The organism is Sphingomonas sp. AC411, assembly GCF_979253035.1.
In genome coordinates this window covers 888,873-914,472 of record NZ_CEEDAQ010000001.1, presented here as the reverse complement: position 1 = coordinate 914,472, position 25,600 = coordinate 888,873, and the positions used below count along the sequence as shown (strand labels likewise).

Below are 25,600 nucleotides of genomic sequence, written 5' to 3'. Positions count from 1 at the left end.
CGCCAAGTCCTATCGCCACGTCATGCGACACGCAAACGCTTTGTCAGACGCAACAAACTTACAACCGCTAGATGGCAGAATTATTTCTGTATCGTTCAGCTTGGGTCGCGTAGCCTGTCGGCATGAATCCATTGTTTCACGTTACGGCTTCGGCCCTGTCGATCGCGCTCGTCGCGCTCCCCGTCCATGCCGGACAGATGCCTCCACCAGCCCAGGTTTCTCCCGGTAACGCGTCGGTTTCTCGTGATGCGGTGCAGCAGGATGGCGCCGGCGGGATCGGGTATGCCGACATCGCCGACCTGGTGCTGTCCGCGCCGGTGATAGCCGATGCGACGGTGCGATCGACCGCGAAGATCAAGCCCGCCGAAGCCCCGAACCTCGCGCCGGGTTTAGTCCGACTATATGTCGAGGTCGACGTAACGGCGCTGATCCGGGGGCGGATGGGCTGCCGCCGCGAATCGGCTATTTGCTCGACGTCGCCCCCGATTCGGCCGGTCGCGTGCCGAAGTTCAAGAAGGCACGCGTGCTGATCTTCGCGCGGCCAGTGCCGGGCGCGGTCAACCAGGTCCAGCTGATAGCGCCCGACGCGCAGCTCGACTGGACGCCGACCGCCGATGCGCGCGCGCGGAAGATCGCCAAGGACGCATTGGCAAGCGACGCGCCGCCGGTCATCACCGGGATCGGCAACGCATTCCACGTCGCGGGCGCGCTACCCGGCGAGGGCGAGACGCAAATCTTCCTGACCACCGCGGACCAGCGTCCGGTGTCGCTGTCGGTCCTGCGCCGTCCGGGCGAACAGCCACGCTGGGCGGTCGCGCTGAGCGAGATCGTCGACGAATCCGCCGCACCGCCGGCGCCCGAGACGTTGCTGTGGTACCGGATGGCGTGCGCATTGCCGCAGACACTGCCCGAGCGGAGCACCGCGTCGCTGGAAGCCGCCGACGCGACGATCGCGCGAGAGGATTACGCCTATGTGCTGGCCGCGCTCGGCCCGTGCGGGCGGACGCGGAAGGTCTAGAGAAATTGACGGCCGTCGAAGCTCCGACGGCTGTCAGTCATCTCCGCGGAGGCGGGGACCCAGATCCTCAAGGGTTGGCAATTCTATCGACCGGCTAGCCAATATGGGTCCCCGCCTTCGCGGGAATGACGGTTACGGTGGATCGGAAGATACGAACCCGACTTGCCGATAACGGCACCAGGTCAGCGTATCTCGATCAATTGACCCGTGGTCGACCGCGCCTGCTCGAGAAACGCGACCGCCGCATCGACGTCAGCGGGGTCGCCGCCCTCCTCAAGCACCACCGCATTCACCCGAGTCGCGGGCGCCAATTCTACCGCGAGCGGGCCGATCGCAGCCTTCGCCAGCGCCATCGCCAGCGCATCCAGCGCCGCCGGAATCACGACCACTAGCGACTCGCCAACCGCCCCCGCACCAGCGCGGCGATATCCCCACCCGGTTCGCCACCCGGTTCGAGCGTCAGGCGCACGGCGTCAGCGGCGGTGGCGGACGAGGGTCACGCCGATCGCCTCGTCCGCCTCGGCGATCGCCAGCTTCACGATCTTCACCTTCACGCGCAACACCCGCGCGTCCTGCAGGAACAGCGTCTCGCAGATATGATCCGCCACGCCCTCGATCAGCGTGAAGTGCACGCCCGGAGGTAGCGCGGTGGTCGCCGCATTCTTCAGATCGAGGTAATTCTTCGACGCCGACAACGGCGTATCGAGGTCGAACCGCTTGGGGCACACCATGTCGACGGTCAGCGAGATCCGCAGCGGCTGCGGCAGGTGCGTCTCCTCCGAATAGATGCCGGTCAGGACCTGCACTTCGAGATCGTGGACTTCGAGTTGAAGACTGTCTTCCATCGTCGCGCCTCTAGCAGACGCGCCGCGAGATGAAAGTCGGGTCTTCGAAGTCAGACGCGCTTGCTGATTGCTCACGCGATCCTCCCCCGCCAGGGGGAGGTGGCACCGAAGGTGACGGAGGGGAGGACACGGAACAGCGGTCATCGCTTTCCTCCCCTCCGTCCGGCAAACGCCAGCCACCTCCCCCTGGCGGGGGAGGATCGTGGTGGTCCGCCCTCGATCACTCAGAGTAGCGGCGTTTTCACCGCAAGCCTCCCCACCCCCGCCGGTTATCCTTGCGTTCAGCCGCACCGAGTTTAAAGCGCGCTGCCCCCATCGCCCGCGCGCCGTCGCTCGGCACGTCCGGGGGCAGGAGATGCCGTGATCACTCTCGTCCCCCTCGACAGCATCGATCCGGCCATGGTCGAGTCGCTGCTCGATCGCGCGTTCGGGCCGGACCGATTTCGCCGCACCGCCTACACGATCCGCGGCGCTGGCGAGGCAATCGCCGCCCTCAGCTTCGCGGCGATCGAGGACGGCGCCCTCGTGGGCTCGATCCAATGCTGGCCGATCGCGCTGATCCAGGACGGGGTCGAAACGCCACTCGTCATGCTCGGCCCGGTCGCGGTCGAGCCGACCCACCAGGGCGACGGGATCGGCCGCCGCTTGATGACGCACGCGCTCGATGCGGCAGCCGCGCACGGCCTCGACGGTGCGCTGATGCTGATCGGCGATCCGGATTATTACGGCCGCTTCTTCGGCTTCACCGCCGATCGAACCGCGCATTGGAGCGCACCGGGTCCAGTCGAACGCCACCGCCTGCTCGCACGCGGCGACGCGGTCCCGAACACACCCGGCATGCTCGGTGCACGCGTACCGGTTACGATACCGGTCACCGCATCCGCATAAGCCGCCGCTTTACCTGGCCCCCGGCCCGCCTAGTCCGCCGCCATGCCCATGGATCCCATCCCCGATATCGCCTCCTTAAGTCTCGCCGAGATCGCCAAGCTCGTCGAGGAAGCCAAGCTCCCGCCGGTCGAGAAATGGAACCCGACGCATTGCGGTGACAGCGAGATGCGGATCGCGCGCGACGGCACCTGGTATCACCAGGGCTCGCCGATCGGACGCCCGCCGATGGTCCGGCTGTTCTCGACGATCCTGCGCCGCGAGGCCGATGGCAGCCACGTGCTCGTCACGCCCGTCGAAAAGCTCGATATCGAGGTCGAGGACGCGCCCTTCATCGCGGTCGAGATGAAGGCCGAGGGCACCGGTCGCGACTCGAAACTCGCGTTCCGGCTCAACACCGGCGATCTCGTTACCGCGGGTCCCGAGCATCCACTGCGCTTCGTCGAGGATACCGATGGCCCGCGTCCGTATCTCGTCGTGCGCGGCGGGATGGAGGCGCTGGTCGTGCGCTCGGTCTATTACGAACTCGCCGAGCGCGCGATCGCCGATGACGCGGAGACACCGGGCATCTGGAGCGACGGGGCGTTCTTCCCGCTGGAGCCTGCCGCATGAGTTTGACGGAACGGCTGACCGCAGCGCTGGCGAAGGGCGCCGGCTCGCACATGATCTTGCTCACCGGCGACCAGCATGACGGCGACCTGACCGCCGCCGACACGCTGCTCCCCGCCGCGGTGCTGATCGCGGTCACCGACTGCGCCGATCCCGGCGTGATCCTGACCCAGCGTACCGACACGATGAGCCGCCACCCAGGCCAGATCGCGTTCCCCGGCGGTCGGATCGATCCCGGCGAGGACGTGGTCACCGCCGCGCTTCGTGAAGCCGAGGAGGAAATCGCTCTCCGCGCGATGAGGTCCGGGTGATCGGCGAGGCGGACAGCTACCGCACCGTCACCGGTTTCCAGGTGACGCCGGTGATCGGCATCATACCGCCCGACCTGGTGTTCACCCCGAGCGAGGCCGAAGTCGCCAGCGTCTTCGAAGTGCCGCTCGCGTTTCTCCTCGACGAGGCGAACCACGTCGAGGCGACGCTCGAATGGCAGGGCCATGACCGGCATTATTACGAGATCATGTGGAACGAGCGCCGCATCTGGGGCGCGACCGCCGCGATGATCGTCAACCTCGCCCGTCGCCTGAGGTGGTCTTGATACTCCTGGCCGCGCCGTGGCGCGATCGTGACGGTCTCGAAGCACTGACCAAGGTTCTCGGGGCAACCGAGGGCGAGTCCCGCTTCGTCGGCGGAGCGGTGCGCGACACGCTGCTCGGGATCGACGTCGCCGATGTCGATATCGCCACGCGCCTGCCCCCGCAGGAGGTGATCGAGCGTCTCCAGGACGCGCGGATCAAGGCGGTCCCGACCGGCCTCGCGCACGGCACGATCACCGCGGTCACCCCGCGGGTCCGGTCGAAGTAACGACGCTGCGCCGCGACGTCTCGACCGACGGCCGCCACGCGATCATCGCCTATACCGACGACTGGCGCGAGGATGCCGCGCGGCGCGACTTCACGATGAACGCGCTCTACGCAGATCCGGCGACAGGCGAGATTTTCGATTATTTCGGTGGCCTCGACGACTTGGCGGCACGACGCGTGCGCTTCATCGGCGACCCGTTGCAGCGGATCGCTGAGGATCATCTGCGCATCCTCCGCTTCTTCCGTTTCCACGCCCGGTTCGGCACGACGATCGACGAAGCCGGGCTGGAAGCCTGTACCACCCGTGCGAACGATCTGATGGCGCTCTCCGCGAACGTGTCGCGAGCGAGGTGCTGAAGCTGCTGATCGCCGCCAACGCGGTGCCGGTGGTCGCCTTGATGGTCGAGCGCGGTATTTTCCGCGCGGTCCTGCCCGAGATCGACGCGGCGGGTGCGGAGCGTCTCGCTCTACTCGCCGGGCGCGAGACGGCAGCGGGTATCGCACCCGACCCGATCCGCCGCCTCGCCATGACGATCGCCCCGCTGCAGCCGAAGCGGTCGGCGCGCGCCTGAAGCTGTCGAACACCGACCGCAAACGTCTGATCGCCGCCACCGCCGGGCCCGGCACCGAAGGCCCGCAGGCGCTTGCCTACCGCGCCGGCATGACCGTCGCGATCGACCGGCTGCTGATCGCGGGCGAAGACGTTTCCCCGATCAAGGACTGGACGCCCCCGCCTTCCCGTTCTCCGGGGGGCCCTCGTGGAACGCGGTCTGCGCAAGGGCCCGGACGTCGCGGCGATGCTGCGACAGGTCGAAACGCAGTGGATCGCGGAAGGCTTTCCGGATGCGGAACGCGTCGCGGCGATCGCAGATCAGATGGTGGCTGAAGCTCTGAGTTGCTAAGTTGCGGAAGTGCTGAAGTGCCGGAGCGGCGAGCCATACTTCGCCGAGCGGTGATTCCCAATGCCGGCGCCACCCGCCCCAAATCCGTCACCCCAGCGGAAGCTGAGGTATCCCGGTTGGCTAACGCCGAGACCCGCACGATGAGATCCCAGCTTTCGCTGGGATGACGGTAGTTGTGGATGACCGTGGCTGTTGCCTCGACGGTAGTAGCCCGGGTGCCGTCGGCCGTTGAATTACCAGCGCTCAACCTTGAGTGAACGGCGACAGGCCCCACCCGCACCGATCATCGCATATGCCGCTTCCGCCTCGAGCGGCTTGGCATAGAAATATCCCTGCCCGAACGTGCACCCGAGCGCCGCCAGCGTCTGCGCGAGTTCGTTGGTCTCGATCCCCTCGGCGGTCGTCTTCATCCCCAGCGCCTGCGCCAGGCTCAAAATCGCGCGGACGATCGATACCTTGTCGCGGTCGGCCAGCATCTCGGTAACGAAACTGCGGTCGATCTTCAGCACGTCGATCGGCAGCTTCTGCAGATAGGCGAGGTTGGAATATCCCGTTCCGAAATCGTCCATCGCCAGCGTCGTTCCCAACGCCTTCAGCGCGTGCATGGTCCCGGCGATCCGATCCGGGTCGGTCACAATCGCGCTCTCGGTCAGTTCCAGCGTAAACCGGTCGCCGGTCAGCCCGGTCGATGCCAGCGCCGCCTCCAGCACCGGGGCGATGTCGTCGCGCTGCAACTGGATCGCCGACAGGTTGACCGCGAATTTCACCCCACAAGCCGCACCGTGCCGCGCATCCCATGCGGCGAGCGTTCGCGCGGCCTCGTCGATCGCCCAGCGCCCCAGCGGCACGATCAGCCCCGATTCCTCGGCGACCGGAATGAACTCGGTCGGACAGTGCCGACGGCCCTGTTCGTCGGTCCACCGCGCAAGCGCTTCGAAAGCCACGATCCGACCGGTCGCCAAGTCGCAGATCGGTTGATACGCCAGCCGAAGTTCGCGATTTTCGATCGCGCGCCGCAGGGCGGTCTCCATGCCGAACTGCGCACGCGCGATCGCGAAATCCTGCGGCAGATAGCTTTCGGCCAGCCCGCTCGCCTTCGCCCGCTTCACCGCGAACTGCGCGTGACGGATCAGTTCGGCGACGTCGCTCGCTTCGTCCGCGCCATAGGCGATCCCGACCGAGCATTCGACGCTGATCTCGTAATCGGTCAGTCGAAATGGTGCGGTGAGCGTACGCTGGATCCGCTCGGCCAGTGCATGCGCTTCCTCACGATCGGTATCGATCGTCATCAGGATGCCGAACTGGTCACCGCCGATCCGTGCAAGCGTGTCGCGCGCGCGCAACGCTCCCTTGATCCGGCGCGCGACGGTGATCAGCAGCTCGTCGCCGGCAAGCGAACCGAGACACGAGTTCAGCCGCCCGAACCGATCGAGATCGACCGCGAGAACCGCGCTGACGCTGCGATCCTCGACGTCCTCGATCAGTTCCTCGAATCCCTCGCGGTTGGGCAAACCGGTCAGGCTGTCGGTGGTCATCTCACGGCGCAGGCTGCGCTCGGTCTGGACCTGCGAAGTCTGGTCGATGAAGCTGATCGTGCAGCGATCGCGGAACGACGCGAACGTCCGCGCGATCGTCACCCGGTAATAGCGGCAGTCGATGACATCGCCCAGGGTCCACTCGAAATCCGACCGGAGGCTGGCCGATTCCAGGAATGCCAGGATGCGCGGTCCGAGATCCGCGATCATCGGCGATCGCTCGGCAACCACGCCAAGCCCGGCGAGACGATAGGCGCGGTTCATCGCGAAGAGATCGAACACGCCGCCGTTGACGACCACATGGGCAGCCGGGATCGGGATCAGTTCCAGGGCCCGCGCGACCAGTTCGGTCGCGACGATCGATTGCGTAATCGCATCCGGGGCTATCGATGCCATTCCCCGTTGTAGCGACGCTTCCTTAAGACGTCCTAAAGGAACCGAAACGGCTCCATACTGTCAATTATCGCCAATCTTTTGGTTTTTCAGGGTGCTAAGCGGATCGCTCGCAAAGCGATTGTCACGCGGAAACCCGTTGGCGGCATTCTTCCTGCGGCGCCCCGTGCCGCGCGCCAAGCCCGAGGTCCGATTCGGTCCGCGTGCGTCCCGTGCCGCCGCCCATCGCCCAGCTCAGTCCTTCGGCGAAGACGAACGTGATCGCGTCGGCCAGTCCGCCATCGCGATAGCGCTGGAGTTGCAGCCCCTGCCCGCGCGTCATTTCGACGAGTTCGGCGAGCGGGAACACCAGCATCTTCCGGTTGTCGCCGATCGCCGCGACGTAATCGTCGTTCGGCCCGATCGGTCGAACGATCTTCAACTGTGCACCGGGCCGCGGCGTCACCACCGTCTTGCCCTTGCGCGTCTCGGCGATCGCCTCCGCGCTGCTCACGGAGAAACCACGGCCGTCGGTCGCTACCACGAGCAGTTTCGGATGCTTGCTCGCGGGCAGCAGCGCGACGATCCCGATGCTGCCATCGAGATCGATCATCGCGCGAACCGGCTCCCCAAAGCCACGCCCGCCCGGCAACTTGTCCGCCGCCAGCGTGTAGAACCGCCCGTTCTCAGCCGCGAGCAACAGCTTGTCGGTGGTCTGCGCATGGAACGCGAACGCCGGGCCGTCACCCTCCTTGAACTTCAACGCCTCCGGGCTCGCCAGGTCATTATGCCCGCGCATCGCCCGGATCCAGCCGCGTTGCGAGAGGATCACCGTGATCGGCTCGCGCTCGATCATCGCCTCCAGCGGAATGTCGCGCGTCGGCGCGGCCTCCTCGATCGTCGTGCGTCGTTTGCCGAGCACCGTCTCCAGCCCATAGCGATCGCGGATCTTGGCCATGTCGCGCTTCATCCGCGCACGCCGCTTCTTCGGATCCGCGAGCAACGCGGCCAGCGTCGCCTGCTCCTTGTCGAGCTTGTCGCGCTCGGTCTTGATCTCGAACTCTTCGAGCCGCCGCAACGACCGCAGCCGCATGTTCAGGATCGCCTCGGCCTGACGGTCGGTCAGCGCGAACTCGTCGATCATGACCTTCTTGGGCTCGTCCTCGGTCCGGATAATCTCGATCACGCGGTCGAGGTTCAGATACGCGATCAGATAACCGTCGAGCAGTTCGACCCGGTCGGCGATCTTGCTCAGCCGATGCTCGGTCCGCCGGCGCAACACGACGAACTGGTGATCGACCCACGCCGCCAGCGCCTCGCGCAAGCTCATCACACGCGGCGTGCGATCCTTGTCGAGGACGTTCAGGTTGAGGCTCACCCGCGTCTCGAGATCGGTCAGCCGGAACAGCCCGTCCATCAGGATCTGCGGATCGACCGTGCGGCTACGCGGCTCGAGTACGATCCGGATCTCGGTGTCCGATTCGTCACGCACGTCGGCGAGGATCGGCAGGCGCTTGGCGTTGATCAACTCGGCGATCTGCTCGATCAGCTTGCCCTTCTGGATGCCGTACGGAATCTCCGTGACGATCAACTGCCAGCCGCCGCCCTTCTCCCGCTCGGTCTCCCAGCGCGCCCGGACACGAAAGCCGCCCCGACCGGTCGCATAGGATTCGCGGATCACCGCAGGTGGATCGACCACCAGCCCGCCGGTCGGGAAATCGGGCCCCTTCACATGTTCCAGGATCGCCGCGTCGTCGGCATCGGGCGTGTCGATCAACACGATCGCCGCCTCCAGCAACTCGGCGGCGTTATGCGGCGGAATGCTCGTCGCCATGCCGACCGCGATCCCGCTCGCGCCGTTCGCCAGCAGGTTCGGGAACAACCCGGGGAACAGCTCTGGCTCGTGATCCTCGCCATTGTACGTCGGACGATACGCGACCGCATCCTCGTCGAGCCCGTCCATCAGGTCGATCGCGACCTGCGTCAGCCGCGCCTCGGTGTAGCGATAGGCGGCCGCGTTATCGCCGTCGATATTGCCGAAATTGCCCTGCCCGTCGACCAGCGGATAGCGCATCGCGAACGACTGCGCCAAGCGCACCATCGCGTCGTAGACCGACTGATCGCCGTGCGGATGGTATTTGCCGATGACGTCGCCGACGACGCGCGCGCACTTCTTGTACCCTGCGCCGGATCCAGCTTGAGCAGCCGCATCGCCCACAACAGGCGCCGATGCACCGGCTTCATCCCATCGCGGACGTCGGGCAGCGATCGCGCGGTGATCGTCGACAGCGCGTAGACGAGATACCGCTCGCTGAGCGCGCTATCGAAGGGGGCGTCGACGATGGAGTCGAAGGGGTCTTTGAAGTCGCTGCTGGCCATTGCCGACATCGGTAGCAGGTGAAAACGCAACGATCAAAGCATGAACGTAGCGCGCGCTTCTTCCGCACGAAGAACGCCAGATGACAGCATGACGCCGCGGGTCGAGCACGCTAGACCAACCCCATGATCCGCTTTGCAATTCTCGCGCTCGCCGCCATCTCGACGCCCGTGGTCGCGCAAACCTCCGCCCCCGCCAAGCCGTCCCTATTAGCGTGGCCGGACCTGACCAAGCGCCCGAAACCAGCGCCCGACGCGACGATCGACTACGGCACCGACCAGATGCAGAAGATCGACGTCTGGCTTCCGAAAGGAAAGGGCCGTTCCCGGTCGTGGTCATGGTGCATGGCGGGTGCTGGACGACCAGCATCGCCGATCGCAGCCTGATGAACTGGATCGCCGACGATCTCCGCAACAGCGGCGTGGCGGTGTGGAACATCGATTACCGCGGAGTCGATCGCGCCGGCGGCGGCTATCCCGGCACATTCGCGGATACTGCGAACGCCGCAGATCAACTTGCGGTAAACGCCAAGAAGTTCAATCTCGACACCCGGAATGTGGTTGCGATCGGCCATTCCGCCGGCGGGCACCTCGCGCTCTGGCTCGCCAGCCGGCCGAAGCTGCCCGCGACCAGTCCGCTCCGCACCGCAAACCCGCTCCGCATCGACCATGTCATCAGCCTCGGCGGGCTCCCCGATCTAGAAGCCACCGCCGCCAGTCCCCAGAACGGCTGCGGGGTAGAGGTCGTCGGACAACTGGTCGGCAAGCCGACCCCGCAGCATCCGGACGTCTACGCCGACACCTCCGTCCCGCGCCTCCTCCCGCTCGGCATGAAGCAGGACCTGATCAATGGGCGCGAAGACCGGATCATCCCCGCCGCGATGGCGACCGACTATATCGCCAGGGCCAAAGCGGCCGGCGACACCGCCACGCTCCACACCATCCCCGCCACCGGCCATGTCGAACTGATCGCGCCCGAAACCGCCGCCTGGGCGGAAGCAAAGCGCCTGATCCTCGCCGACCTCAGGAAGACCCAGTGACCCTCGAAGACGCCCGCGCGCTCGACGCGACCGATCCGCTCGCCGCCTACCGCGACCAGTTCGCGCTACCCGAAGGCGTGATCTACCTCGACGGCAACTCGCTCGGCGCGCTCCCCAGGGCCACGCCCGCCGCACTCGCCGACGTCGCCACGCGCCAATGGGGCGACCGCCTGATCCGCAGCTGGAACGAAGGCTGGATCGACGCCCCCCAGCGGATCGGCGCCAAGATCGCCCCCTGATCGGCGCCGCGTCTGACGAGGTCATTATCGGCGACACGACCTCGACGCACCTTTTCAAGGCCTTGGTCGCCGCTCTTCGCAGCAATTCCAAGCGTCACACGGTCGTCAGCGAAGCCGGCAACTTCCCGACCGACCTGCACATTGCCGAAGGCGCAGTCGCCTGCGTTCCCGGTGCACGCCTCAAAGTGGTCGCACGCGAAGACCTGGCCACCGCGCTCGACGAAGACACCGCGGTCCTCCTGCTCACCCATGTCCACTACAAGACCAGCGACCGCTTCGACATGCCCGCCTGGACCGCCCGCGCGCACGACGCCGGCGCGCTGATGCTCTGGGACCTCAGCCACAGCGTCGGCGCCGTCCCGATCGACCTCGATGGCGCGAATGCAGACCTCGCCGTCGGGTGCACGTACAAATACCTCAACGGAGGCCCCGGCGCGCCCGCGTTCCTCTACGTCGCGAAACGCTGGCAGGACGTGCTCGCCAGCCCGCTCTCCGGCTGGATGGGCCACGCGGCGCCGTTCGCATTCGAGGACGCCTACCGCCCCGCCCCCGGCATGAAGCGCTGGCTCGCCGGCACCCCCGCAATGCTCTCGACCGCCGCATTGGAAGCCGCACTCGACCTGTGGGCCGATGTCGACCAGCACGCCATCGCCACCAAAAGCGCGCAACTCTTCGATATCCTCGCCACCGCAGGTGACGCGCTCGGCCTCGAATGCGTCAGCCCCCGTGACCCCGCAAACCGCGGCAGCCACATCAGCTTCCGCCACCCGCACGCCTACGCCCTCACCCAAGCGCTGATAGCCCAAGGCGTCATCGGCGACTTCCGCGACCCCGACATCCTCCGCTTGGGCCTGACACCCTTGTATCTGAGCCATGAAGACGTCTGGCACGCCGGCGACATCCTGCGCGAAATCGTCGAAACCGAGGCCTGGCGCGATCCCGCTTTCTCCCAACGCCTCGCCGTCACGTAACGCGGAAACTCACCCCATCGCCGCCAGCTTAGCCCTGGCGGCATCGGCTAAAAATCCCGATCGATTGCTGGCAACCCGGTCGATCCGAGCGAGCAACCCCTCGTCGATCGAAACCTGCACACGCACGGCCCGGCCGGGTCGATCGCCGCGAACCAGTACACGAGCGGCTTCATCGACGTCCGGATCGCGCGCGATCGCGTCGATCGACGATGGCTCCCGGATCGAGATCGCCATATTGCGCCATGATCGCCAGATGCCCGCTCAGCGCCTCCTCCGCGCCGAGCGCCGCCTCCTGCATCGTCGCGCCGGCCGAGACACATCCGGGCAAGTCCGGGAAAAATACGCTGAAGCCGTTATCCGCACGCTCGATAATGGCAGGGTAGTGAACGATCGCCATAACACTCAAATCCTTCGAGGAATGCAACCAAGCGGCCCGTCTAGCGAAGCCGAACGCCACTCTGCCGCTCGATGCTCTTGATCGTACCGATCGCGATCTCCGAATTGGGATGCGGCACCGTCACCGTTCCAGACAAGGTGGCGTGACGAAAATGCTTGTGCGATCCGGTTTGCCGAACCTCGACCCAGCCAGCCTTGCCAATCAGTTTGATGATCTCGGCACTTCGCATTCTGACTCCGATACACATCCCTACACAACAATGTCTGTTCCATCAACACCTCGCGATGCAGGCGTTGACGCAAGCCGAAGCCACGATTGCACCCCCGCACCCTTCGCCTATAGGCGCGGCCTATTCCGGCCTCGGCTTCGCGGTGCATAGCGCGTAGGCTGGGGCCGCTCGATTTTCACCGCTCGATTTCCAGGGGACCGCGTATGGCTCGCCGCCGCCAGATCTACGAAGGCAAGGCCAAGATCCTCTACGAGGGTCCCGAGCCGGGCACGCTGATCCAGTATTTCAAGGACGACGCCACCGCGTTCAACGCCCAGAAAAAGGGCACGATCAACGGCAAGGGCGTTCTCAACAACCGGATTTCCGAGCACATCTTCACGCTGCTCGATCATATCGGCGTGCCGACGCACTTCATCCGCCGCCTCAACATGCGCGAGCAGCTGATCCGCCAGGTCGAGATCGTCCCGATCGAAGTCGTCGTGCGCAACGTCGCCGCGGGCTCGATCTCGACGCGCCTCGGGATCGAGGAGGGCACCAAGCTGCCCCGCACGATCATCGAATATTACTACAAGGACGATGCGCTCGGCGATCCGATGATCTCCGACGAACACATCGCCGCGTTCGGCTGGGCGAGCCAGGAGGAGATGCACGACATCGCCGACCTCGCGATCCGCGTGAACGATTTCCTGTGCGGGCTGTTCGCCGGCGTCGGCATCCGCTTGGTCGACTTCAAGCTCGAATTCGGCCGTATCTTCGACAACGATTTCGGCCGGATCATCCTCGCGGACGAGATCAGCCCCGATGGCTGCCGCCTGTGGGACATGGAAACCAACGAGAAGATGGACAAGGATCGCTTCCGTCGCGATCTCGGTGGCGAAGTCGAGGCCTATCAGGAGGTTGCACGGCGTCTGGGGCTGCTGCCCGAAGGCGGCGACAATTCGGTCCTCGACCTCGAAAAGCATCGCAAGAACCGGGGCAAGTAAATGAAACTCAAGGTTTTCGTGACATTGAAGCCCGGCGTACTCGATCCGCAGGGCCGGGCGATCCATCACGCTCTCGGCAGCCTCGGCTTCGAGGGCGTGCAGGACGTTCGCCAAGGCAAGCTGATCGAACTGGAAGTCGCCGACGATACCGACGATGCGACGATCGACGGCATGTGCCGCAAGCTGCTCGCCAATACGGTGATCGAGAATTACCGGGTCGAGCGCGCATGAAAACCGCGGTCATCGTCTTCCCCGGCTCCAACTGCGACCGTGATATCGCCGTCGCGCTGGAGGCGGTGACCGGCGTCAAGCCGCTCATGGTCTGGCATGGTGATGCGGATCTGCCCGCGGACGTCGGCCTGGTCGCGGTCCCCGGTGGCTTCTCGTATGGCGATTACCTCCGCTCGGGCGCGATCGCGGCACGCTCGCCGATCATGCGCGCGGTCGTCGAGCAGGCGGGCAAGGGCCTGCCGGTGCTCGGCATATGCAACGGCTTCCAGGTGCTGACCGAAGCGGGGCTCCTACCCGGCGCGCTGATGCGCAACGAGGGGCTGAATTTCGTATGCCGCGACGTTGCGCTGACGGTCGAAACCGCAAGCTCGACCTTCACATCGGGCTACAAGGCTGGCGAGCGCGTGTCCTTCCCGGTCGCGCATCATGACGGCAATTACTTCGCGGACACCGAGACGCTCGACCGCCTCGAAGGCGAAGGCCGCGTGGCGTTCCGCTATGCGGAGAGCGTCAATGGCTCGGCGCGCAACATCGCCGGCTTGCTCAACGACAAGGGCAACGTGCTCGGCATGATGCCGCATCCGGAACGTCGCATCGAAGCGGCGCACGGCGGCACCGATGGCCGGCGTTTGTTCGAAGGTTTGCTCGAAGCCGTCAGCGCTTAACCGGCCCAATACCTAGCTCCGTCACCCCGGACTTGTTCCGGGGTCCACGGCCCCGCGTACTCAAGGGCCGGAGAGGGCGCGGACCGGTGGATGCCGGAACAAGCCCGGCATGACGGAGTGTGCTGCGGTCCGGACAGGTCTCAAACCCGCGTCCGAAACGGTGAAAAGTCCGTCCCCCGGTCGTACACATCCACACCCTCGCGTCGCTTCAACCACCCCACCGCCACATAGGTCAGCGGCGTCAGCAACACCTCCCAAGACACCTTCAGCAAGAACTGGCTGACCATCACCATCAGCATCGCCTCCACCGGCCAGTCGGGCGCGCCGTAGAACGCGAGCGGATAGAAGATCAGGCTGTCGAACGCCTGCCCCACTACCGTGCTGCCGATCGTCCGCGTCCACAGCATCCGCCCTTGCGTCCAGATCTTCATCCGCGCGAGGACGAAGCTGTTGGCGAACTCCCCTACCCAGAACGCACAGATCGACGCGAACACGATCCGCGGCACCTGTCCGAACACCGATTCGTACGCCGCCTGCCCGGTCCACCCCTTGTCGGGCGGCAACGCGACGACGACCGCCGACATGAACACCATGAACAGCATCGCGCCGAACCCCGCCCAGATGCAGCGGCGCGCGCGCGCATAGCCGTACACCTCGGTCAGGACGTCGCCGATCACATAGCTGACGGGAAAGAACAGGATTCCCGCGCCGAACGGCCACGCGCCGATGAACGGCAGGTCGATCACCGCGCGTTTGCCCGCACCGATCACGTTCGACAGCAGCAGGATCGTGACGAACGCCGCCATCACGAAGTCGTAATAGCGGAAATGCCCGCCGCTCACCGCGTTCGCGGCCACCGGTTCGAGCCCCCGCGCCCCATTCCCGTCAATATCCATCCCGGCGGTTATGATCGAGGTTCCAAGCCCGCACAATCCGCGCTAGTCGTCGCCGCAGCGCGCGCCCGTAGCTCAGCTGGATAGAGCAAGGAGCTTCTACCTCCTCGGTCGGGGGTTCGAACCCCTCCGGGCGCGCCAACCGCCCGCCTTTTTGCGCCGTATCGTATACACATAAGAGAATTCGCTGCGTTGTAACCTATATCAAGGCAAAGCTTGTCGTTTAGTCCACCGCAAGGTGTGAACAGGATCGTCCCGCCCGGCATTTTGCGAAGACACATAATCCGCCATCCCCTTGCCCTCTGGATATCCAGACTCGACGCACACGTCGTCCTCGATGCGGCGGACCGGTCGAGCATACTGAAGCTGCCGGTCTCGGTGCGGACGTATGACGGTTCGAGCGATATCTTCAGCCAGGGCGTCAGGCCGGAGATGGTGGCGTTTCTGACCCGCGGCTACACGGTCGGACAGCTGATGGGCGACGACGGGAAGGGCCAGATCCTGTCGCTCGGCATCCCTGGCGACGCGCTCGGGCTCGAGCATCTGTATCTGCGAGAGGCCGATTACGACACGCGGGTGCTCGGCACGGCGGAGGTCGCGCTGGTGTCGCGGCGAGACCTGGCGGATCTCGCATCACAACGTCCGGCGATCGCACAGGCGTTTGCGGTCAGCCAGGCGATCGACGCGGCGATCACCCGGGAATGGCTGCGCAATGTCGGCAGCCGCGACGGCCTGCGGCGTATCGCGCATTTCCTCTGCGAATTTGCGTGCCGGATCGATGCCCGCGGGCTGAAGACCGACGACTGCTACGAACTGCCCCTGTCGCAGCAGCAGATCGGCCGGGCCACGGGGATGACCGCGGTCCACGTTAACCGCATGCTCAAGACGCTCCACACCGCCGGCCTGATCGAACGCAGCTGGCGCAACGTCCGGTTCCCGCGCTGGGACCGGTTGCGCGAGATCGCCGGCTTTTCCGACGCCTATCTGCACGCGGGCGCCCCGCTCGCGGAAGCGCCTGCGCGCGCCTAACCGCCCAACGGCACCAGTCGCGCGTGGAGATAGGCGCTGTCGAACCGGGCAGCGTCCTTCAACCCCTCGAAATCGAGCATCAGCAGACGGTTCTTGGCGGCATCGACGAGCCCGCTCCGCTTGAGCGCCCTGATCGTGCGGTTGACGTGCACCGAAGTCAGTCCGAGCGCCTCGCCGACATCGGTCTGGGTCAGCGGCATGAAGAAATCGCCATTCCCTTCCCGCGCGACCGCGCCGGCGCGGATGTAGAGTTCGCAGAACAGGTGCGCGATCCGGCTATAGGCCTCGCGCGCACCGATATTCACCAGCCATTCGCGCAGGATGCCCTCGTCGACCAGCGTGCACCACCACAGCGCCTGCGCGACCCGGGGATGGTTCTCGATGATCGCCAGCATGTCGTTCGCCGGGATCGAGACGACCTGCCCTTCCGACATCATCGAGATGCTGTGGTCCATCTTCTCGAGGATGAACACGTGCGTGTCGCACAGATCCCCCGGCATCAGGAACGCGACGATCTGTCGCTTGCCGTCTGGCAGGATCTTGTAGCGTTGCGCCCAGCCTTCGAGAATCAGGAAGACATGCGTCGGGTCGTCGCCCTCGCGGATCAGGTGCTGGCCGCGGACGACGGGACGCGTCACCATCGTCAGGCGATCGAGCGCGGCACGGTCCTGGTCGTCGAACTTTGCCCAGCGGCGTAATTTCCGGGTGAGGATATCGCTCATTCATTACTCATTGCCGCGCGGTATCATGGATTTAGACAAACACGAATGTCGCTCGGAGTCCTCATGATCGCCGCGACCTTGCCTCGGCCCGGTTCCGCCCGATCGATGGAAGCCGCTACTACCCCACCTCGCGCATCCCACGACGCCCCTTCACTCGACACTCGTTCTTCACACAGAAGAACGCACGAAGCGTCGAAGATCTACGCCGATTCTTACTCGTCGGAGCGTTTTCAGCATTGGTTCGCCATGACGATGCGCAGCAGAAAATCTCAGATCCGTGACAATTGTAAGGTTAAGACAATGTTATCATAGATTTGTCTTGAATTACTGTTTTCTTTGACATACATAGGTTAAGCCGATCCTAGTGTAAGCCACACACCGCGAGCCCCCGCGGCCGGCGACACTCTAGCCATTCTACGCTTGCCCCTAAGTTCGATGGTGACGGGGATCGTCCTCTGCGGTGTCGAAGGCTTTGTCCTCTTTCGGCGCTTTCCCCATTTCAAACGGCTCCCGCTGCTGCGGATGGGAGAACCGTGTCTTCCTCCGCGGTGACTTTCGAGGTGTTCATGTACAAGTCGACCCTTTGGGCCGCCGCGCTTGCGGCTGTGAGCCCGGCTGCCCTGTTGGTTTCGACTCAAGCGGAGGCGCAGGTCCCGATCGGTGCCGGCGGTCAGCTTCAGCAGATCCCGCCCGCACCGCTCAACGACCAGCCCGCGCCCGATCTCGGCTTCGAGCGCAAGACGCCCGTCGTCGTTCCCGCCACCGGTGGCCCGAAGACGCTTGTCCGGTCCCTACGCGTGACGGGCGCGACGCTGTTCCCCGAGGCGGACCTGATTGCTGCGACCGAGTTCGTGCCCAACAGTGAACTCGATCTGTCCGAGATGAAGACGCTCGCCGCGCGGATCACCGACTATTACACCAGCCGCGGCTATTTCGTCGCGAACGCCTACCTCCCTGAGCAGGACGTCCAGAGCGGCGCGGTCACGATCGCGGTGATCGAAGGGCGCTTCGGCGCGGTCGGCGTGAAGAATGAGTCACGACTGTCCGACAGTGTCGCGAACGGTATCCTCGATGGGCTGGACGTCGGCGATCCGGTCGCGGTCGCGCCGCTCGAGCGGCGTCTGCTGATGCTGTCGGACCTGCCCGGCGTACGGGTGCGATCGACGCTAAGCCCCGGCACCGCGGTCGGCACGTCGGACCTGCTGGTTGACATCACCCCCGGCCGGAGCATCACCGGCAGCGTCGAGGCCGACAATGCCGGCAACCGCTACACCGGCGCCTACCGCGTCGGCGGATCGGTCAACTGGAACAACCCGACCGGCTCGGGCGACGTGCTGAGCCTGCGCGCGCTGACGTCTTTCTCCGGGCTCGCCTACGGCCGCGCCTCGTACCAGGCACCGATCGGCCAGGTCACGCTGGGCGTCGCCTTCGCGCATCTCGAATATTCGCTCGGCAAGGAATTCGACAGCCTCGACGGTAGCGGCAATGCCGATGTCGCCAGCGTCTATGCCAGCTATCCGCTGATCCGCTCGCGCGACAACAATCTGTACGTGACCGTCGGCGGCGACGTGAAGTGGTTCGAGGACAAGATCGGCATCGTCGATACCACCAGCTATCGCCGCGCGCAGGTGATTACCGCAGGGCTCAGCGGCGACCAGCACGACACGCTTCTGGGCGGCGGCTGGAGTGCGTATTCGCTCAGCTATTCGGTCGGCAATCTCGACATCCGCGGCGCGTACGAGCGTTCCATCGACGCGCTGACCGCGCGCACCGATGGCAGCTACGGGAAGCTGCAATTCAGCTTCGCGCGGTTGCAGACGATCGCCGGGCCGCTGTCGCTGTTCGCCTCCGCCCGCGGGCAGATCGCGTTCAGCAACCTCGACATCTCCGAGCGGATGGAACTGGGCGGCGCCTATGCGGTGCGCGCCTACCCCGAAGGCGAGGCGTATGGCGACCAGGGCTATGTCGCCACCGCCGAGGCGCGGCTGGCGCTGCCGCAGGTCGTACCGGGTGCGCTCCAGCTGTTCGGGTTCGTCGACGTCGGTGAGGTCGATTACGTCAAGCACCCGTATTTCACCGGCTCCAACCACGCGAAGCGCAGCGCGTACGGCGCGGGCCTGAGTTGGGCGGGACCGTACGGGATCGCCGCCCGGGCGACCTATGCGCGCAAACTCGGCGACGAGGACGCTACGTCCGCCCCCGACAAATCGGGCCGCGCCTGGTTCCAGGTTTCGAAGACCTTCTGACCGTGCCGCCAAACGCTGCTGGCACCCCAATTTTGCGGCCATCCGCCGCCACCAAGGATACCGCCCATGACCCCCATCCCCTCCTCGCTCAGAAACACCAGCCGCCCCGCTCCCACCGTTACGCGCACGCGGCGTGGCGGGCTGTTCGGCACGACCGGGCTCGCGCGGTTCGCGTGGTTGATCGGGTTCAGCCTCGCGGGCACGATGGCTGCACGTCCGGTCGAGGCGCAGACGCTGCCGACCGGGGTGAAGTCGTGGCGGGCCAGGCGAGCATCGCGGCCGGCAGCAAGTCGCTGACCGTGACGCAGACCAGCGACCGCGCGGCGATCAACTGGCAGTCCTTTTCGGTCGGCAAGGGTAATAGCGTCGTCTTCGACCAGCCGACCAGCAGCTCGGTCGCGCTGAACCGCGTGCTGGGTACCGATCCTTCGGTGATTCTCGGCAACCTGTCGGCGAACGGGAAGGTGTTCCTCGTCAACGCGAACGGCATCCTGTTCGGCCAGACCGCGAACGTGAACGTCGGCGGGCTGGTGGCCTCGACGCTCAACATCTCCGATGCCGACTTCCTCGCGGGCCAGAACAGTTTCGCAGGGATTAGCGGCGCGAGCGTCCAGAACGACGGCCGGATCACCGCGAAGAACGGGTACGTCGCGCTGCTCGGCGCGAACGTCGGTAACAGCGGGACGATCAAGGCGAACTTCGGCACCGTCGTGCTGGCGGGCGGCGAGGCGATCACGCTCGACGTCGCGGGTGACGGGCTGCTCAACGTCGCGGTCGACAAGGGCGCGGTCGGCGCGCTGGTCCGCAACGGCGGTCTGATCCGCGCGGACGGCGGCAAGGTCGTGATGACCGCGCAAGGGGCTGGCGACCTGCTCCACACCGCGGTCAACAACACCGGCGTCGTCGAGGCGCGCACGTTGCAGAACCGCGGCGGTACCATCCTGCTGCTCGGCGACATGAAGACCGGCACGGTCACCGTCAGCGGCGAACTCGACGCGAGTGCACCGGTCGGCGGCGATGGCGGCTTCATCGAAACCTCGGCAGCGACCGTCACCGTCGCGGACAGCGCCAAGGTCTCGACCTACGCACCGGGCGGCATGACCGGCATGTGGCTGATCGATCCGCAGGATTACGTGATCGGCGCGGGCGGCAACATCTCGGGCTCGACGCTGTCGGCGCAGCTCGTCACGACCAGCATCACGATCAGCACGATCCCCGCGGCGGGCGATACGACCACCGGCAATGGCGACATCTTCGTTAACGATGCGGTCGCGTGGACCGCCTCGGGCGTACCGACGACGCTGACGATGAACGCGTTTCGCGACGTCAACATCAACGCGCCGATCACCGCGACCAACGGCAACATTGTCGCGTGCTGCGGTCGCGACGTGAACGTCAACGCCGACCTGACGACGACCAACGGCAGCATCCTGCTCAACGCCGGGCAGAACGTGAACGTGTTTCATGCGATCACGACGACCGACGGCAACATCGCGCTGTGCGCCGGCCACGACGTGCTGATCGATGCGGCGGTGACGCTGACCCGCGGCACGACGATCCCGGCGCAGAGCCTGGGCCTGCCGGTCGGGCTGACGCTGATCGCCGGCGCGGACGGCACCGGGCCTGGCGTCAACGGCGGCACCATCGTGTTCTCCGCGCTGTCGCCGCCGACCACGGTCACCGCGGCGCCGGTGTCGATCACCTACAACCCCGTTTCGTACACGACGCCGACCGACTTCACGACCGAGTTCGTGCTGACCGAAGGCGCGGCGATCACCGAGCGGATGCTGCTGTTCCCGACCGCGCAGAAGGTGGCGGACGGCACCAATGCGGCGGTGCTGAGCGGGTTCAACACCAACGGCACCTCGGGCACGCCGACCGGCGTATCGCTGGTCGCCGGCCCGGATGCGACCGCGACGTTCGACAGCACCGGCGAAGGCACGGGCATCGGCGTGAGCTTCAGCGGCTACACGCTGACCGGCGCGAACGCGGACCAATATGCGCTGGCGAGTTCGTGCTGCGTCGCCGGGTTCCGGACGACCGGAACGATTACGGCTGCTCCGGCGCCTGCTCCCGCACCGGCGCCTGCTCCGGCTCCAGCGCCCGCTCCAGCACCAGCTCCGGCGCCCGCTCCAGCGCCAGCTCCAGCTCCGGCGCCAGCGCCAGCACCCGCTCCGGCACCAGCGCCAGCTCCGGCGCCAGCGCCAGCACCCGCTCCGGCGCCAGCACCCGCTCCGGCGCCAGCACCCGCTCCGGCGCCAGCACCCGCTCCGGCTCCGGCGCCAGCACCCGCTCCGGCGCCAGCACCCGCTCCGGCTCCCGCTCCCGCTCCCGCTCCCGCTCCCGCACCAGCGCCGGCACCCGCCCCGGCACCAGCACCGTCACCGGCGCCCACGCCCACGCCGCCAGTCATCGTCACACCGACACCTGTGCCAAACCTCCCGACCGCGGCACGCCCGATCCTGGACGTTCCGCCTGTGATGGTCCGCGTGCCATCGCCACCGCCGATCGAGGTCGTCGAGGGTGGCGTGGCATTCCCGCCGCCGATACGTCCGGGTACGGTCGTCGTCGAGACCCCGGGCACGCCGCAGGCCGTGCAGCCGACACTCGATCGTCCCTTCGTGCAACCGACCCCGCCGAACACGCCGGCCGTCCCCGACTATCCACGCAAGCAGGCGCGCCATTAAAGTGGTCGGGCGGGACAGGGTCGGACGGCGATGGCGCGGTACGCTGATAACGGGACTCGTTGCGCTCGCGACGACCTCCCCAGGCGTGGCGCAGGCCGTACGAGCCGAACCCGTCGGACGGTTCGGGACCGAGGCGGTTTCGAACGATGCGCGCGACACCGCGGACTGGGTTGCCGCGTCGCACGATAATCAGGGCCTGCCGTTCATCGTCATCGACAAGGTGAACGCCGTGGTCTTCGCGTTCGACGCCACCGGTGGATTGCGCGGTACGGCACCAGCCTTGCTCGGCATGGCGCGCGGCGATGCGAGCGTACCCGGCATCGGCCAGCGCAAGCTCGCGACGATCACGCCGTCCGAACGCACGACCCCCGCGGGTCGGTTCAAGGCCTCGCTCGGTCGTGATTTCGAACAGGACATCCTGTGGATCGACTATGACGCCGCGCTGTCGATGCACCGTGTGATCAAGGGACGCCGCGTCGACGATCGCGCCGGCCGGCTCGCGTCGCCCACGCCCAGCGACAACCGGATTTCCTATGGCTGCGTAAACGTGCCGCCGGGGTTTTACGACGGGGTGGTGAAACCGTTATTCACCGGCACCGTAGGGATCGTCTACATCCTGCCGGAGACGAAGCCGTTGCGAAGCGTGTTCGCCGTACCGGGCTGACAGACAAAGAAATCCTCCCCCACCAGGAGGAGGCGGCTGGCACTTGCCAGACGGAGGGGAGGACACGGAACAAAAATTATCGCGCCCCGTCCCCCCAGCACCTCTCAGCCAAGTCTAGTGAAACCCCGCCCCGTCCGGGCCTCTACCTCACCGGCACCACGGCCGCTCGCGATACCATTTCGTCAGCACGTATTTGACGCCCTGCTCGACCGGCATGCCCTGGTGCAACGACCCGGGGTTCGGCCGCCCCAGCGCATCCATGTTGTTCCAGATCACCAGATTGCCCGCCTTCGGTGCGATCATCACGCCCGCGGTCGGAAAGTTCGTGCGACCGCCCAAGGACGGTTCGTTGAGGAAGGTCATCGCCGACCAGGTCCGCTGTCCGCCGATCGGCACCTGGTTTCGCCAGTAATGCTGCCCGGTATCGAAGAAATCATGGTGCGGCTTGAACTCTTGTCCGACCGCATAGCGCTGGCCCTGCAAGGCCTCGCCGAAGATCGGATCGAGACCGGTCAGATCGTCGAGCTTGCTCTCGACGGCCGTTACCGCGTCGGGTCCGGGATAGAGATAGCAGGTCTCGCTCGTCCGATACGACGGTACGGGATCGTCGGAGACCACGGGCGACGGCACGCGATTGGCGTCGATCAGGCGGATCAGCGCGGCGCATTCGCCAAGCGAGAGGAAATTGCGGACGACATAGAGTTCGACGCCGTTGGCGGGGATCCGGACGGCGCCGGCATAATGGGCGATCCGCTCTCGAACGCGCACGGCGGAGTCGGACCGGGCCAACGCCTCCATCTGGCCATCACGGAGATCGAGCGCCGACAATGGAGCCGACATCAGCGACGTGTTCTCGGATTTATCGGTCGGCCAAGCGCCAGTATCTAGGAATTCGGCCATGGTTGCGTAACTCTGATCATCAGCCCCCTTACTAAACCAATAGCAGCATCCTTATCCTATGTTTATATTTTTATTGATGCATCTTTATACTCTCACCTACGTTTATCAAGTACGACCAACACAGGTTAGGCTCGGTTGAGCGAATTTTCGCCACCACCCCGCCCATTGGGATGCGCATAAGTCGCACCAGGCCGAAGAGTTCGGGAACATCCATGCTCCGCTGCCGGCGAGAGCCACGGATGACGTGCCTAGACCGACATCGGCGGAGAACCATCATGCAACCGGGATTTATCGCGGGCGCGGGACCGACACCCCATGCTCTACATACTGCCTATGTCGACGTCGCTGCGGTCACCGCCGTCTCCGGCGTCGCCTCGATCAAAATCGGCGATAGCGTAGATCCCAGGCCTCGACGTGAACCCAAGGCATCGACACCCCGTTTTCCCGTGATCCGCGGCATTTTATTCGCGCTGCCGATCTCGGTGTTGTTCTGGGTCGGGGTCCTCGTTCTGTCGGTCGGGTAGCACCGCCGCCGCGCACCCTCTCGAATTTCAATTCTGGAAGTCCTCGCTCACGGCGGGGCGGGGATAGTCATGGTCAAAAATCTTTTTGCATGCGTTGCGGCCGCGATACTGGCATTCGCTCCCCACCCTGCTGCGGCTCAGACTCTCATATTGCCCGGCGCCCTGCTCCTTGCAGGTTACCGCGCGACATGCGGACCCGTCGATACGATGATCCAGCCGATCAACGATATCGCAGCCGCATACCGGGGCCGGATATACCTTCATCCGCGGGTCCTCGACTTGCCTCGCGCGCAGCAACTCTTCTGGTACACGCATGAGTGCGCCCACCAGATCTTCGGACCTGGCGAGGCCGCTGCGGATTGCTGGGCGGTCCAGCAAGGCAAGATCCAGGGCTGGCTGTCGCGCGTCGAGCTGACCAGGCTGAACGGGTCGATGCGCCAGTTTCCACGCGATGCCTCGCACGAAGACGGCGCCGCCCGCATCGCGCATATGGAAAAATGCTTCGCCGAGTAGAACTTCGTCGAGATGCGCCGACGTGGTGGTCGGCAAATTCCTGCAAAGACCTACGCCACCGCCGTCGCATGGATCGGCAGCAACGCCGCGCCGATCGTCGCCGCGGCACCCTCCAGCGTGGACACCGATATGATCGGCACGCCGCTGACATGATCGCCGATGTGCATCGCGCCGAAATCGATGTGCTCGACCAGCGCACGCAGGATGCGGTTGGGCAACGGGCTTGAGATCACGAATTCGCCCGGATCGATCCACGCGAGTCCCCAGTTGATGATCGGTGCGATCTGCCCTGCGGCGCGACGGACCCACGCGTCGACGACGTCTTCATACCCCGCCACCACCGCCTCGAAATCGACCAGCGAATGGATCTCGCAACCGGCTTCACGCAACGTCATCAACAGGTCGAGCGTCGACGGGCGCGGCCGGTCGTTGGGATAGAGACAGCCGATCTCGCCCGCGCTCGCCATCGCGCCGCGCAGGATCCGGCCCTCGACGATGATCCCCGCGCCGATCCCGTGGCCGAGCAGGATCACTACCGCGGTCGAACAGCGCCGCATCAGACCACCGACATAATATTCCGCCAGCGCCGCGGTGTTGGCATCGTTCTCGATCCAGATCCGGTGGCCGATATGCTCCTCGAACAGCGTCTTCAGGTCGATCCCGCGCCATGCCCCAAGACTGTCGACGGTCCAGCGTCGGTTCCCCTCGGGCGATAGCGACGAGCCCGGAACGCCGATCCCGACGCCCAGCAGTCGCCGTCCGAGCAGCCGGTTCTCGATCGCCATGGCGTGCATCGATTCCGTGACGCGCGCGGCGAAGACGCGTGGATCCGGATCGTCGAACGGCTGCGAGCTGTGCGCGATCACCCCGCCCGCGTAGTCGACTAGCGCCACCTCCATCAGCCCGCGGTGGAGCATCGCACCGACCGCATAGCCGGCATCGGGCGATATCCGCAGCGGCACGGCGGGCCGACCGGGCGTCGCCGGCTCAGAACTCGGACATTCCTCGATCAGTCCGTGCGCGAGCAGGTTGCTCGACAGCCGCGTCAGCTTCGACGCGCTCATCGCGAGATCGGCGGCGAGTTGCTTGCGCGATCGCCCACCGACCGAGCGCAGGACCTGCATGATCCGCCGCTCGTCGTCGTCCAGTCTCAGCTTCGCATAGGCCATCGCCCGCTCCCTCGCCGATCCCGATAGTCGATTAGTTTATTTCGTGAAATTAATTAAAATCGTCATATTCCACGTCCAGCGGCGTGGCATCGAACA

General features: G+C 65.6%; 26 protein-coding genes, 1 tRNA gene and 3 pseudogenes. 19 read left to right on the top strand and 11 right to left on the bottom strand.

Going from position 1 to position 25,600, the window contains the following annotated elements; all coding sequences use genetic code 11:
* The first annotated feature begins 122 nt into the window (after window positions 1–122).
* Together AC0IX7_RS04770 and AC0IX7_RS04765 are read left to right on the top strand one after the other, a co-directional pair.
* On the top strand, window positions 123–530 hold the full coding sequence (locus AC0IX7_RS04770; RefSeq protein WP_471810726.1) for a hypothetical protein: 408 nt from the start codon (window positions 123–125) through the stop codon (window positions 528–530).
* Window positions 467–1,018 (top strand): hypothetical protein, encoded by a 552-nt coding sequence (locus AC0IX7_RS04765; RefSeq protein WP_471810725.1) that lies wholly within the window; start codon window positions 467–469, stop codon window positions 1,016–1,018. The genes AC0IX7_RS04770 and AC0IX7_RS04765 overlap by 64 nt, the downstream gene beginning before the upstream one ends.
* Window positions 1,019–1,200: 182 nt before the next feature.
* On the opposite strand, the gene AC0IX7_RS04760 is transcribed toward AC0IX7_RS04765, so the two are convergent.
* Window positions 1,201–1,407 carry a Rossmann fold domain-containing protein gene (locus AC0IX7_RS04760; RefSeq protein ID WP_471810724.1) on the bottom strand — a complete coding sequence of 69 codons (207 nt, stop codon included), beginning with the start codon at window positions 1,405–1,407 and terminating at the stop codon, window positions 1,201–1,203.
* 84 nt (window positions 1,408–1,491) lie between these two features.
* Complete coding sequence (locus AC0IX7_RS04755) at window positions 1,492–1,863, bottom strand: dihydroneopterin aldolase (protein WP_471810723.1); 372 nt, start codon at window positions 1,861–1,863, stop codon at window positions 1,492–1,494.
* A 360-nt stretch (window positions 1,864–2,223) separates the two neighbouring features.
* Between AC0IX7_RS04755 and AC0IX7_RS04750 the strand changes: the two genes are divergently transcribed.
* The 4 genes and pseudogenes from AC0IX7_RS04750 to AC0IX7_RS04735 all read left to right on the top strand — a co-directional run bounded on the left by AC0IX7_RS04750 (window position 2,224) and on the right by AC0IX7_RS04735 (window position 5,119).
* Window positions 2,224–2,751, top strand: a complete 528-nt coding sequence (locus AC0IX7_RS04750; RefSeq protein ID WP_254688565.1) for a GNAT family N-acetyltransferase — start codon at window positions 2,224–2,226, stop codon at window positions 2,749–2,751.
* A gap of 42 nt (window positions 2,752–2,793) precedes the next feature.
* Window positions 2,794–3,360, top strand: a complete 567-nt coding sequence (locus tag AC0IX7_RS04745) for a DUF1285 domain-containing protein (RefSeq protein WP_471810722.1) — start codon at window positions 2,794–2,796, stop codon at window positions 3,358–3,360.
* Window positions 3,357–3,952, top strand: a pseudogene (locus AC0IX7_RS04740) (CoA pyrophosphatase). The gene AC0IX7_RS04745 and the pseudogene AC0IX7_RS04740 overlap by 4 nt, the downstream one beginning before the upstream one ends.
* Window positions 3,943–5,119, top strand: a pseudogene (locus AC0IX7_RS04735) (CCA tRNA nucleotidyltransferase). The pseudogenes AC0IX7_RS04740 and AC0IX7_RS04735 overlap by 10 nt, the downstream one beginning before the upstream one ends.
* A 233-nt stretch (window positions 5,120–5,352) precedes the next feature.
* On the opposite strand, the gene AC0IX7_RS04730 reads toward AC0IX7_RS04735, so the two are convergent.
* Together AC0IX7_RS04730 and parC are read right to left on the bottom strand one after the other, a co-directional pair.
* Entirely contained in the window at window positions 5,353–7,050 is a 1,698-nt protein-coding gene (locus tag AC0IX7_RS04730; RefSeq protein WP_471810721.1) for a putative bifunctional diguanylate cyclase/phosphodiesterase, read from the bottom strand.
* 121 nt (window positions 7,051–7,171) lie between these two features.
* The gene (gene parC / locus AC0IX7_RS04725; RefSeq protein ID WP_471810720.1) at window positions 7,172–9,244 is read right to left on the bottom strand and encodes a DNA topoisomerase IV subunit A; all 2,073 of its coding nucleotides are present in this window, start codon (window positions 9,242–9,244) and stop codon (window positions 7,172–7,174) included.
* Between the two features lie 284 nt (window positions 9,245–9,528).
* On the opposite strand from parC, the gene AC0IX7_RS04720 reads away from it, so the two are divergent.
* The 3 genes and pseudogenes from AC0IX7_RS04720 to kynU all read left to right on the top strand — a co-directional run bounded on the left by AC0IX7_RS04720 (window position 9,529) and on the right by kynU (window position 11,652).
* On the top strand, window positions 9,529–9,789 hold the full coding sequence (locus AC0IX7_RS04720) for a hypothetical protein (RefSeq protein ID WP_471810719.1): 261 nt from the start codon (window positions 9,529–9,531) through the stop codon (window positions 9,787–9,789).
* A complete protein-coding gene (locus AC0IX7_RS04715) occupies window positions 9,741–10,442 on the top strand; it encodes an alpha/beta hydrolase (RefSeq protein ID WP_471813742.1) in 702 nt (233 codons plus the stop codon). The genes AC0IX7_RS04720 and AC0IX7_RS04715 overlap by 49 nt, the downstream gene beginning before the upstream one ends.
* Window positions 10,439–11,652: pseudogene (gene kynU / locus AC0IX7_RS04710) on the top strand (kynureninase). Before AC0IX7_RS04715 ends, kynU begins: the two are co-directional and overlap by 4 nt.
* A gap of 169 nt (window positions 11,653–11,821) precedes the next feature.
* Here the strand turns inward: kynU and AC0IX7_RS04705 are convergent.
* Window positions 11,822–12,109, bottom strand: a complete 288-nt coding sequence (locus AC0IX7_RS04705) for a type II toxin-antitoxin system HicB family antitoxin (RefSeq protein ID WP_471810718.1) — start codon at window positions 12,107–12,109, stop codon at window positions 11,822–11,824.
* Window positions 12,090–12,278, bottom strand: a complete 189-nt coding sequence (locus AC0IX7_RS04700; protein ID WP_471810717.1) for a type II toxin-antitoxin system HicA family toxin — start codon at window positions 12,276–12,278, stop codon at window positions 12,090–12,092. Before AC0IX7_RS04700 ends, AC0IX7_RS04705 begins: the two co-directional genes overlap by 20 nt.
* A 203-nt stretch (window positions 12,279–12,481) precedes the next feature.
* Here AC0IX7_RS04700 and purC point away from each other — a divergent pair, with 203 nt between their 5' ends.
* From purC to purQ, 3 genes are read left to right on the top strand one after another with little or no spacing between them, the layout of a single operon-like run.
* Complete coding sequence (gene purC / locus AC0IX7_RS04695; RefSeq protein WP_055876188.1) at window positions 12,482–13,261, top strand: phosphoribosylaminoimidazolesuccinocarboxamide synthase; 780 nt, start codon at window positions 12,482–12,484, stop codon at window positions 13,259–13,261.
* On the top strand, window positions 13,262–13,492 hold the full coding sequence (gene purS / locus AC0IX7_RS04690) for a phosphoribosylformylglycinamidine synthase subunit PurS (RefSeq protein WP_060527016.1): 231 nt from the start codon (window positions 13,262–13,264) through the stop codon (window positions 13,490–13,492). It abuts the gene before it with no gap.
* Window positions 13,489–14,157, top strand: coding sequence for a phosphoribosylformylglycinamidine synthase subunit PurQ (gene purQ / locus AC0IX7_RS04685; protein WP_471810716.1), 669 nt, complete (start codon window positions 13,489–13,491; stop codon window positions 14,155–14,157). Before purS ends, purQ begins: the two co-directional genes overlap by 4 nt.
* A gap of 140 nt (window positions 14,158–14,297) precedes the next feature.
* On the opposite strand, the gene AC0IX7_RS04680 is transcribed toward purQ, so the two are convergent.
* Window positions 14,298–15,053: a queuosine precursor transporter gene (locus tag AC0IX7_RS04680; RefSeq protein WP_471810715.1), complete on the bottom strand. Its 756-nt coding sequence runs from the start codon at window positions 15,051–15,053 to the stop codon at window positions 14,298–14,300.
* Between the two features lie 61 nt (window positions 15,054–15,114).
* Here AC0IX7_RS04680 and AC0IX7_RS04675 point away from each other — a divergent pair.
* Window positions 15,115–15,191 (top strand) — tRNA-Arg (locus tag AC0IX7_RS04675).
* A 99-nt stretch (window positions 15,192–15,290) separates the two neighbouring features.
* On the top strand, window positions 15,291–16,079 hold the full coding sequence (locus tag AC0IX7_RS04670; protein ID WP_471810714.1) for a Crp/Fnr family transcriptional regulator: 789 nt from the start codon (window positions 15,291–15,293) through the stop codon (window positions 16,077–16,079).
* Here AC0IX7_RS04670 and AC0IX7_RS04665 read toward each other — a convergent pair.
* On the bottom strand, window positions 16,076–16,801 hold the full coding sequence (locus tag AC0IX7_RS04665; protein WP_187502965.1) for a Crp/Fnr family transcriptional regulator: 726 nt from the start codon (window positions 16,799–16,801) through the stop codon (window positions 16,076–16,078). The two genes, AC0IX7_RS04670 and AC0IX7_RS04665, sit on opposite strands and share 4 nt — an antisense overlap.
* Before the next feature lie 566 nt (window positions 16,802–17,367).
* Between AC0IX7_RS04665 and AC0IX7_RS04660 the strand changes: the two genes are divergently transcribed.
* From AC0IX7_RS04660 to AC0IX7_RS04645, 4 genes are all read left to right on the top strand, one after another.
* Window positions 17,368–19,047, top strand: a complete 1,680-nt coding sequence (locus tag AC0IX7_RS04660) for a ShlB/FhaC/HecB family hemolysin secretion/activation protein (protein WP_471810713.1) — start codon at window positions 17,368–17,370, stop codon at window positions 19,045–19,047.
* Between the two features lie 66 nt (window positions 19,048–19,113).
* A complete protein-coding gene (locus tag AC0IX7_RS04655) occupies window positions 19,114–19,344 on the top strand; it encodes a hypothetical protein (RefSeq protein WP_471810712.1) in 231 nt (76 codons plus the stop codon).
* Window positions 19,302–21,734 (top strand): filamentous hemagglutinin N-terminal domain-containing protein, encoded by a 2,433-nt coding sequence (locus AC0IX7_RS04650; protein ID WP_471810711.1) that lies wholly within the window; start codon window positions 19,302–19,304, stop codon window positions 21,732–21,734. The genes AC0IX7_RS04655 and AC0IX7_RS04650 overlap by 43 nt, the downstream gene beginning before the upstream one ends.
* Window positions 21,735–21,819: 85 nt before the next feature.
* Entirely contained in the window at window positions 21,820–22,398 is a 579-nt protein-coding gene (locus AC0IX7_RS04645; RefSeq protein ID WP_471810710.1) for a L,D-transpeptidase, read from the top strand.
* Between the two features lie 147 nt (window positions 22,399–22,545).
* Here AC0IX7_RS04645 and AC0IX7_RS04640 read toward each other — a convergent pair whose 3' ends face one another.
* The gene (locus AC0IX7_RS04640; protein ID WP_471810709.1) at window positions 22,546–23,298 is read right to left on the bottom strand and encodes a prolyl hydroxylase family protein; all 753 of its coding nucleotides are present in this window, start codon (window positions 23,296–23,298) and stop codon (window positions 22,546–22,548) included.
* 275 nt (window positions 23,299–23,573) lie between these two features.
* Here AC0IX7_RS04640 and AC0IX7_RS04635 point away from each other — a divergent pair, with 275 nt between their 5' ends.
* Window positions 23,574–23,822 carry a hypothetical protein gene (locus AC0IX7_RS04635; RefSeq protein ID WP_471810708.1) on the top strand — a complete coding sequence of 83 codons (249 nt, stop codon included), beginning with the start codon at window positions 23,574–23,576 and terminating at the stop codon, window positions 23,820–23,822.
* Window positions 23,823–23,849: 27 nt separating this feature from the next.
* Here the strand turns inward: AC0IX7_RS04635 and AC0IX7_RS04630 are convergent, their stop codons facing one another.
* Entirely contained in the window at window positions 23,850–24,371 is a 522-nt protein-coding gene (locus AC0IX7_RS04630; protein WP_471810707.1) for a hypothetical protein, read from the bottom strand.
* A gap of 14 nt (window positions 24,372–24,385) precedes the next feature.
* The gene (locus AC0IX7_RS04625) at window positions 24,386–25,504 is read right to left on the bottom strand and encodes an ROK family transcriptional regulator (RefSeq protein ID WP_471810706.1); all 1,119 of its coding nucleotides are present in this window, start codon (window positions 25,502–25,504) and stop codon (window positions 24,386–24,388) included.
* Between the last annotated feature and the right edge of the window lie 96 nt (window positions 25,505–25,600).

Excerpts from the sequence above, each read along its gene's own strand:
- AC0IX7_RS04770 (WP_471810726.1), top strand. The coding sequence starts at position 123 with ATGAATCCATTGTTTCACGTTACGGCTTCGGCCCTGTCGATCGCGCTC.
- AC0IX7_RS04755 (WP_471810723.1), bottom strand. The coding sequence starts at position 1,863 with ATGGAAGACAGTCTTCAACTCGAAGTCCACGATCTCGAAGTGCAGGTC.
- AC0IX7_RS04745 (WP_471810722.1), top strand. The coding sequence starts at position 2,794 with ATGCCCATGGATCCCATCCCCGATATCGCCTCCTTAAGTCTCGCCGAG.
- AC0IX7_RS04730 (WP_471810721.1), bottom strand. The coding sequence starts at position 7,050 with ATGGCATCGATAGCCCCGGATGCGATTACGCAATCGATCGTCGCGACC.
- AC0IX7_RS04720 (WP_471810719.1), top strand. The coding sequence starts at position 9,529 with ATGATCCGCTTTGCAATTCTCGCGCTCGCCGCCATCTCGACGCCCGTG.
- AC0IX7_RS04715 (WP_471813742.1), top strand. The coding sequence starts at position 9,741 with ATGGTGCATGGCGGGTGCTGGACGACCAGCATCGCCGATCGCAGCCTG.
- AC0IX7_RS04700 (WP_471810717.1), bottom strand. The coding sequence starts at position 12,278 with ATGCGAAGTGCCGAGATCATCAAACTGATTGGCAAGGCTGGCTGGGTC.
- purC (WP_055876188.1), top strand. The coding sequence starts at position 12,482 with ATGGCTCGCCGCCGCCAGATCTACGAAGGCAAGGCCAAGATCCTCTAC.
- purS (WP_060527016.1), top strand. The coding sequence starts at position 13,262 with ATGAAACTCAAGGTTTTCGTGACATTGAAGCCCGGCGTACTCGATCCG.
- purQ (WP_471810716.1), top strand. The coding sequence starts at position 13,489 with ATGAAAACCGCGGTCATCGTCTTCCCCGGCTCCAACTGCGACCGTGAT.
- AC0IX7_RS04680 (WP_471810715.1), bottom strand. The coding sequence starts at position 15,053 with ATGGATATTGACGGGAATGGGGCGCGGGGGCTCGAACCGGTGGCCGCG.
- AC0IX7_RS04665 (WP_187502965.1), bottom strand. The coding sequence starts at position 16,801 with ATGAGCGATATCCTCACCCGGAAATTACGCCGCTGGGCAAAGTTCGAC.
- AC0IX7_RS04660 (WP_471810713.1), top strand. The coding sequence starts at position 17,368 with ATGTACAAGTCGACCCTTTGGGCCGCCGCGCTTGCGGCTGTGAGCCCG.
- AC0IX7_RS04655 (WP_471810712.1), top strand. The coding sequence starts at position 19,114 with ATGACCCCCATCCCCTCCTCGCTCAGAAACACCAGCCGCCCCGCTCCC.
- AC0IX7_RS04640 (WP_471810709.1), bottom strand. The coding sequence starts at position 23,298 with ATGGCCGAATTCCTAGATACTGGCGCTTGGCCGACCGATAAATCCGAG.
- AC0IX7_RS04635 (WP_471810708.1), top strand. The coding sequence starts at position 23,574 with ATGCAACCGGGATTTATCGCGGGCGCGGGACCGACACCCCATGCTCTA.
- AC0IX7_RS04625 (WP_471810706.1), bottom strand. The coding sequence starts at position 25,504 with ATGGCCTATGCGAAGCTGAGACTGGACGACGACGAGCGGCGGATCATG.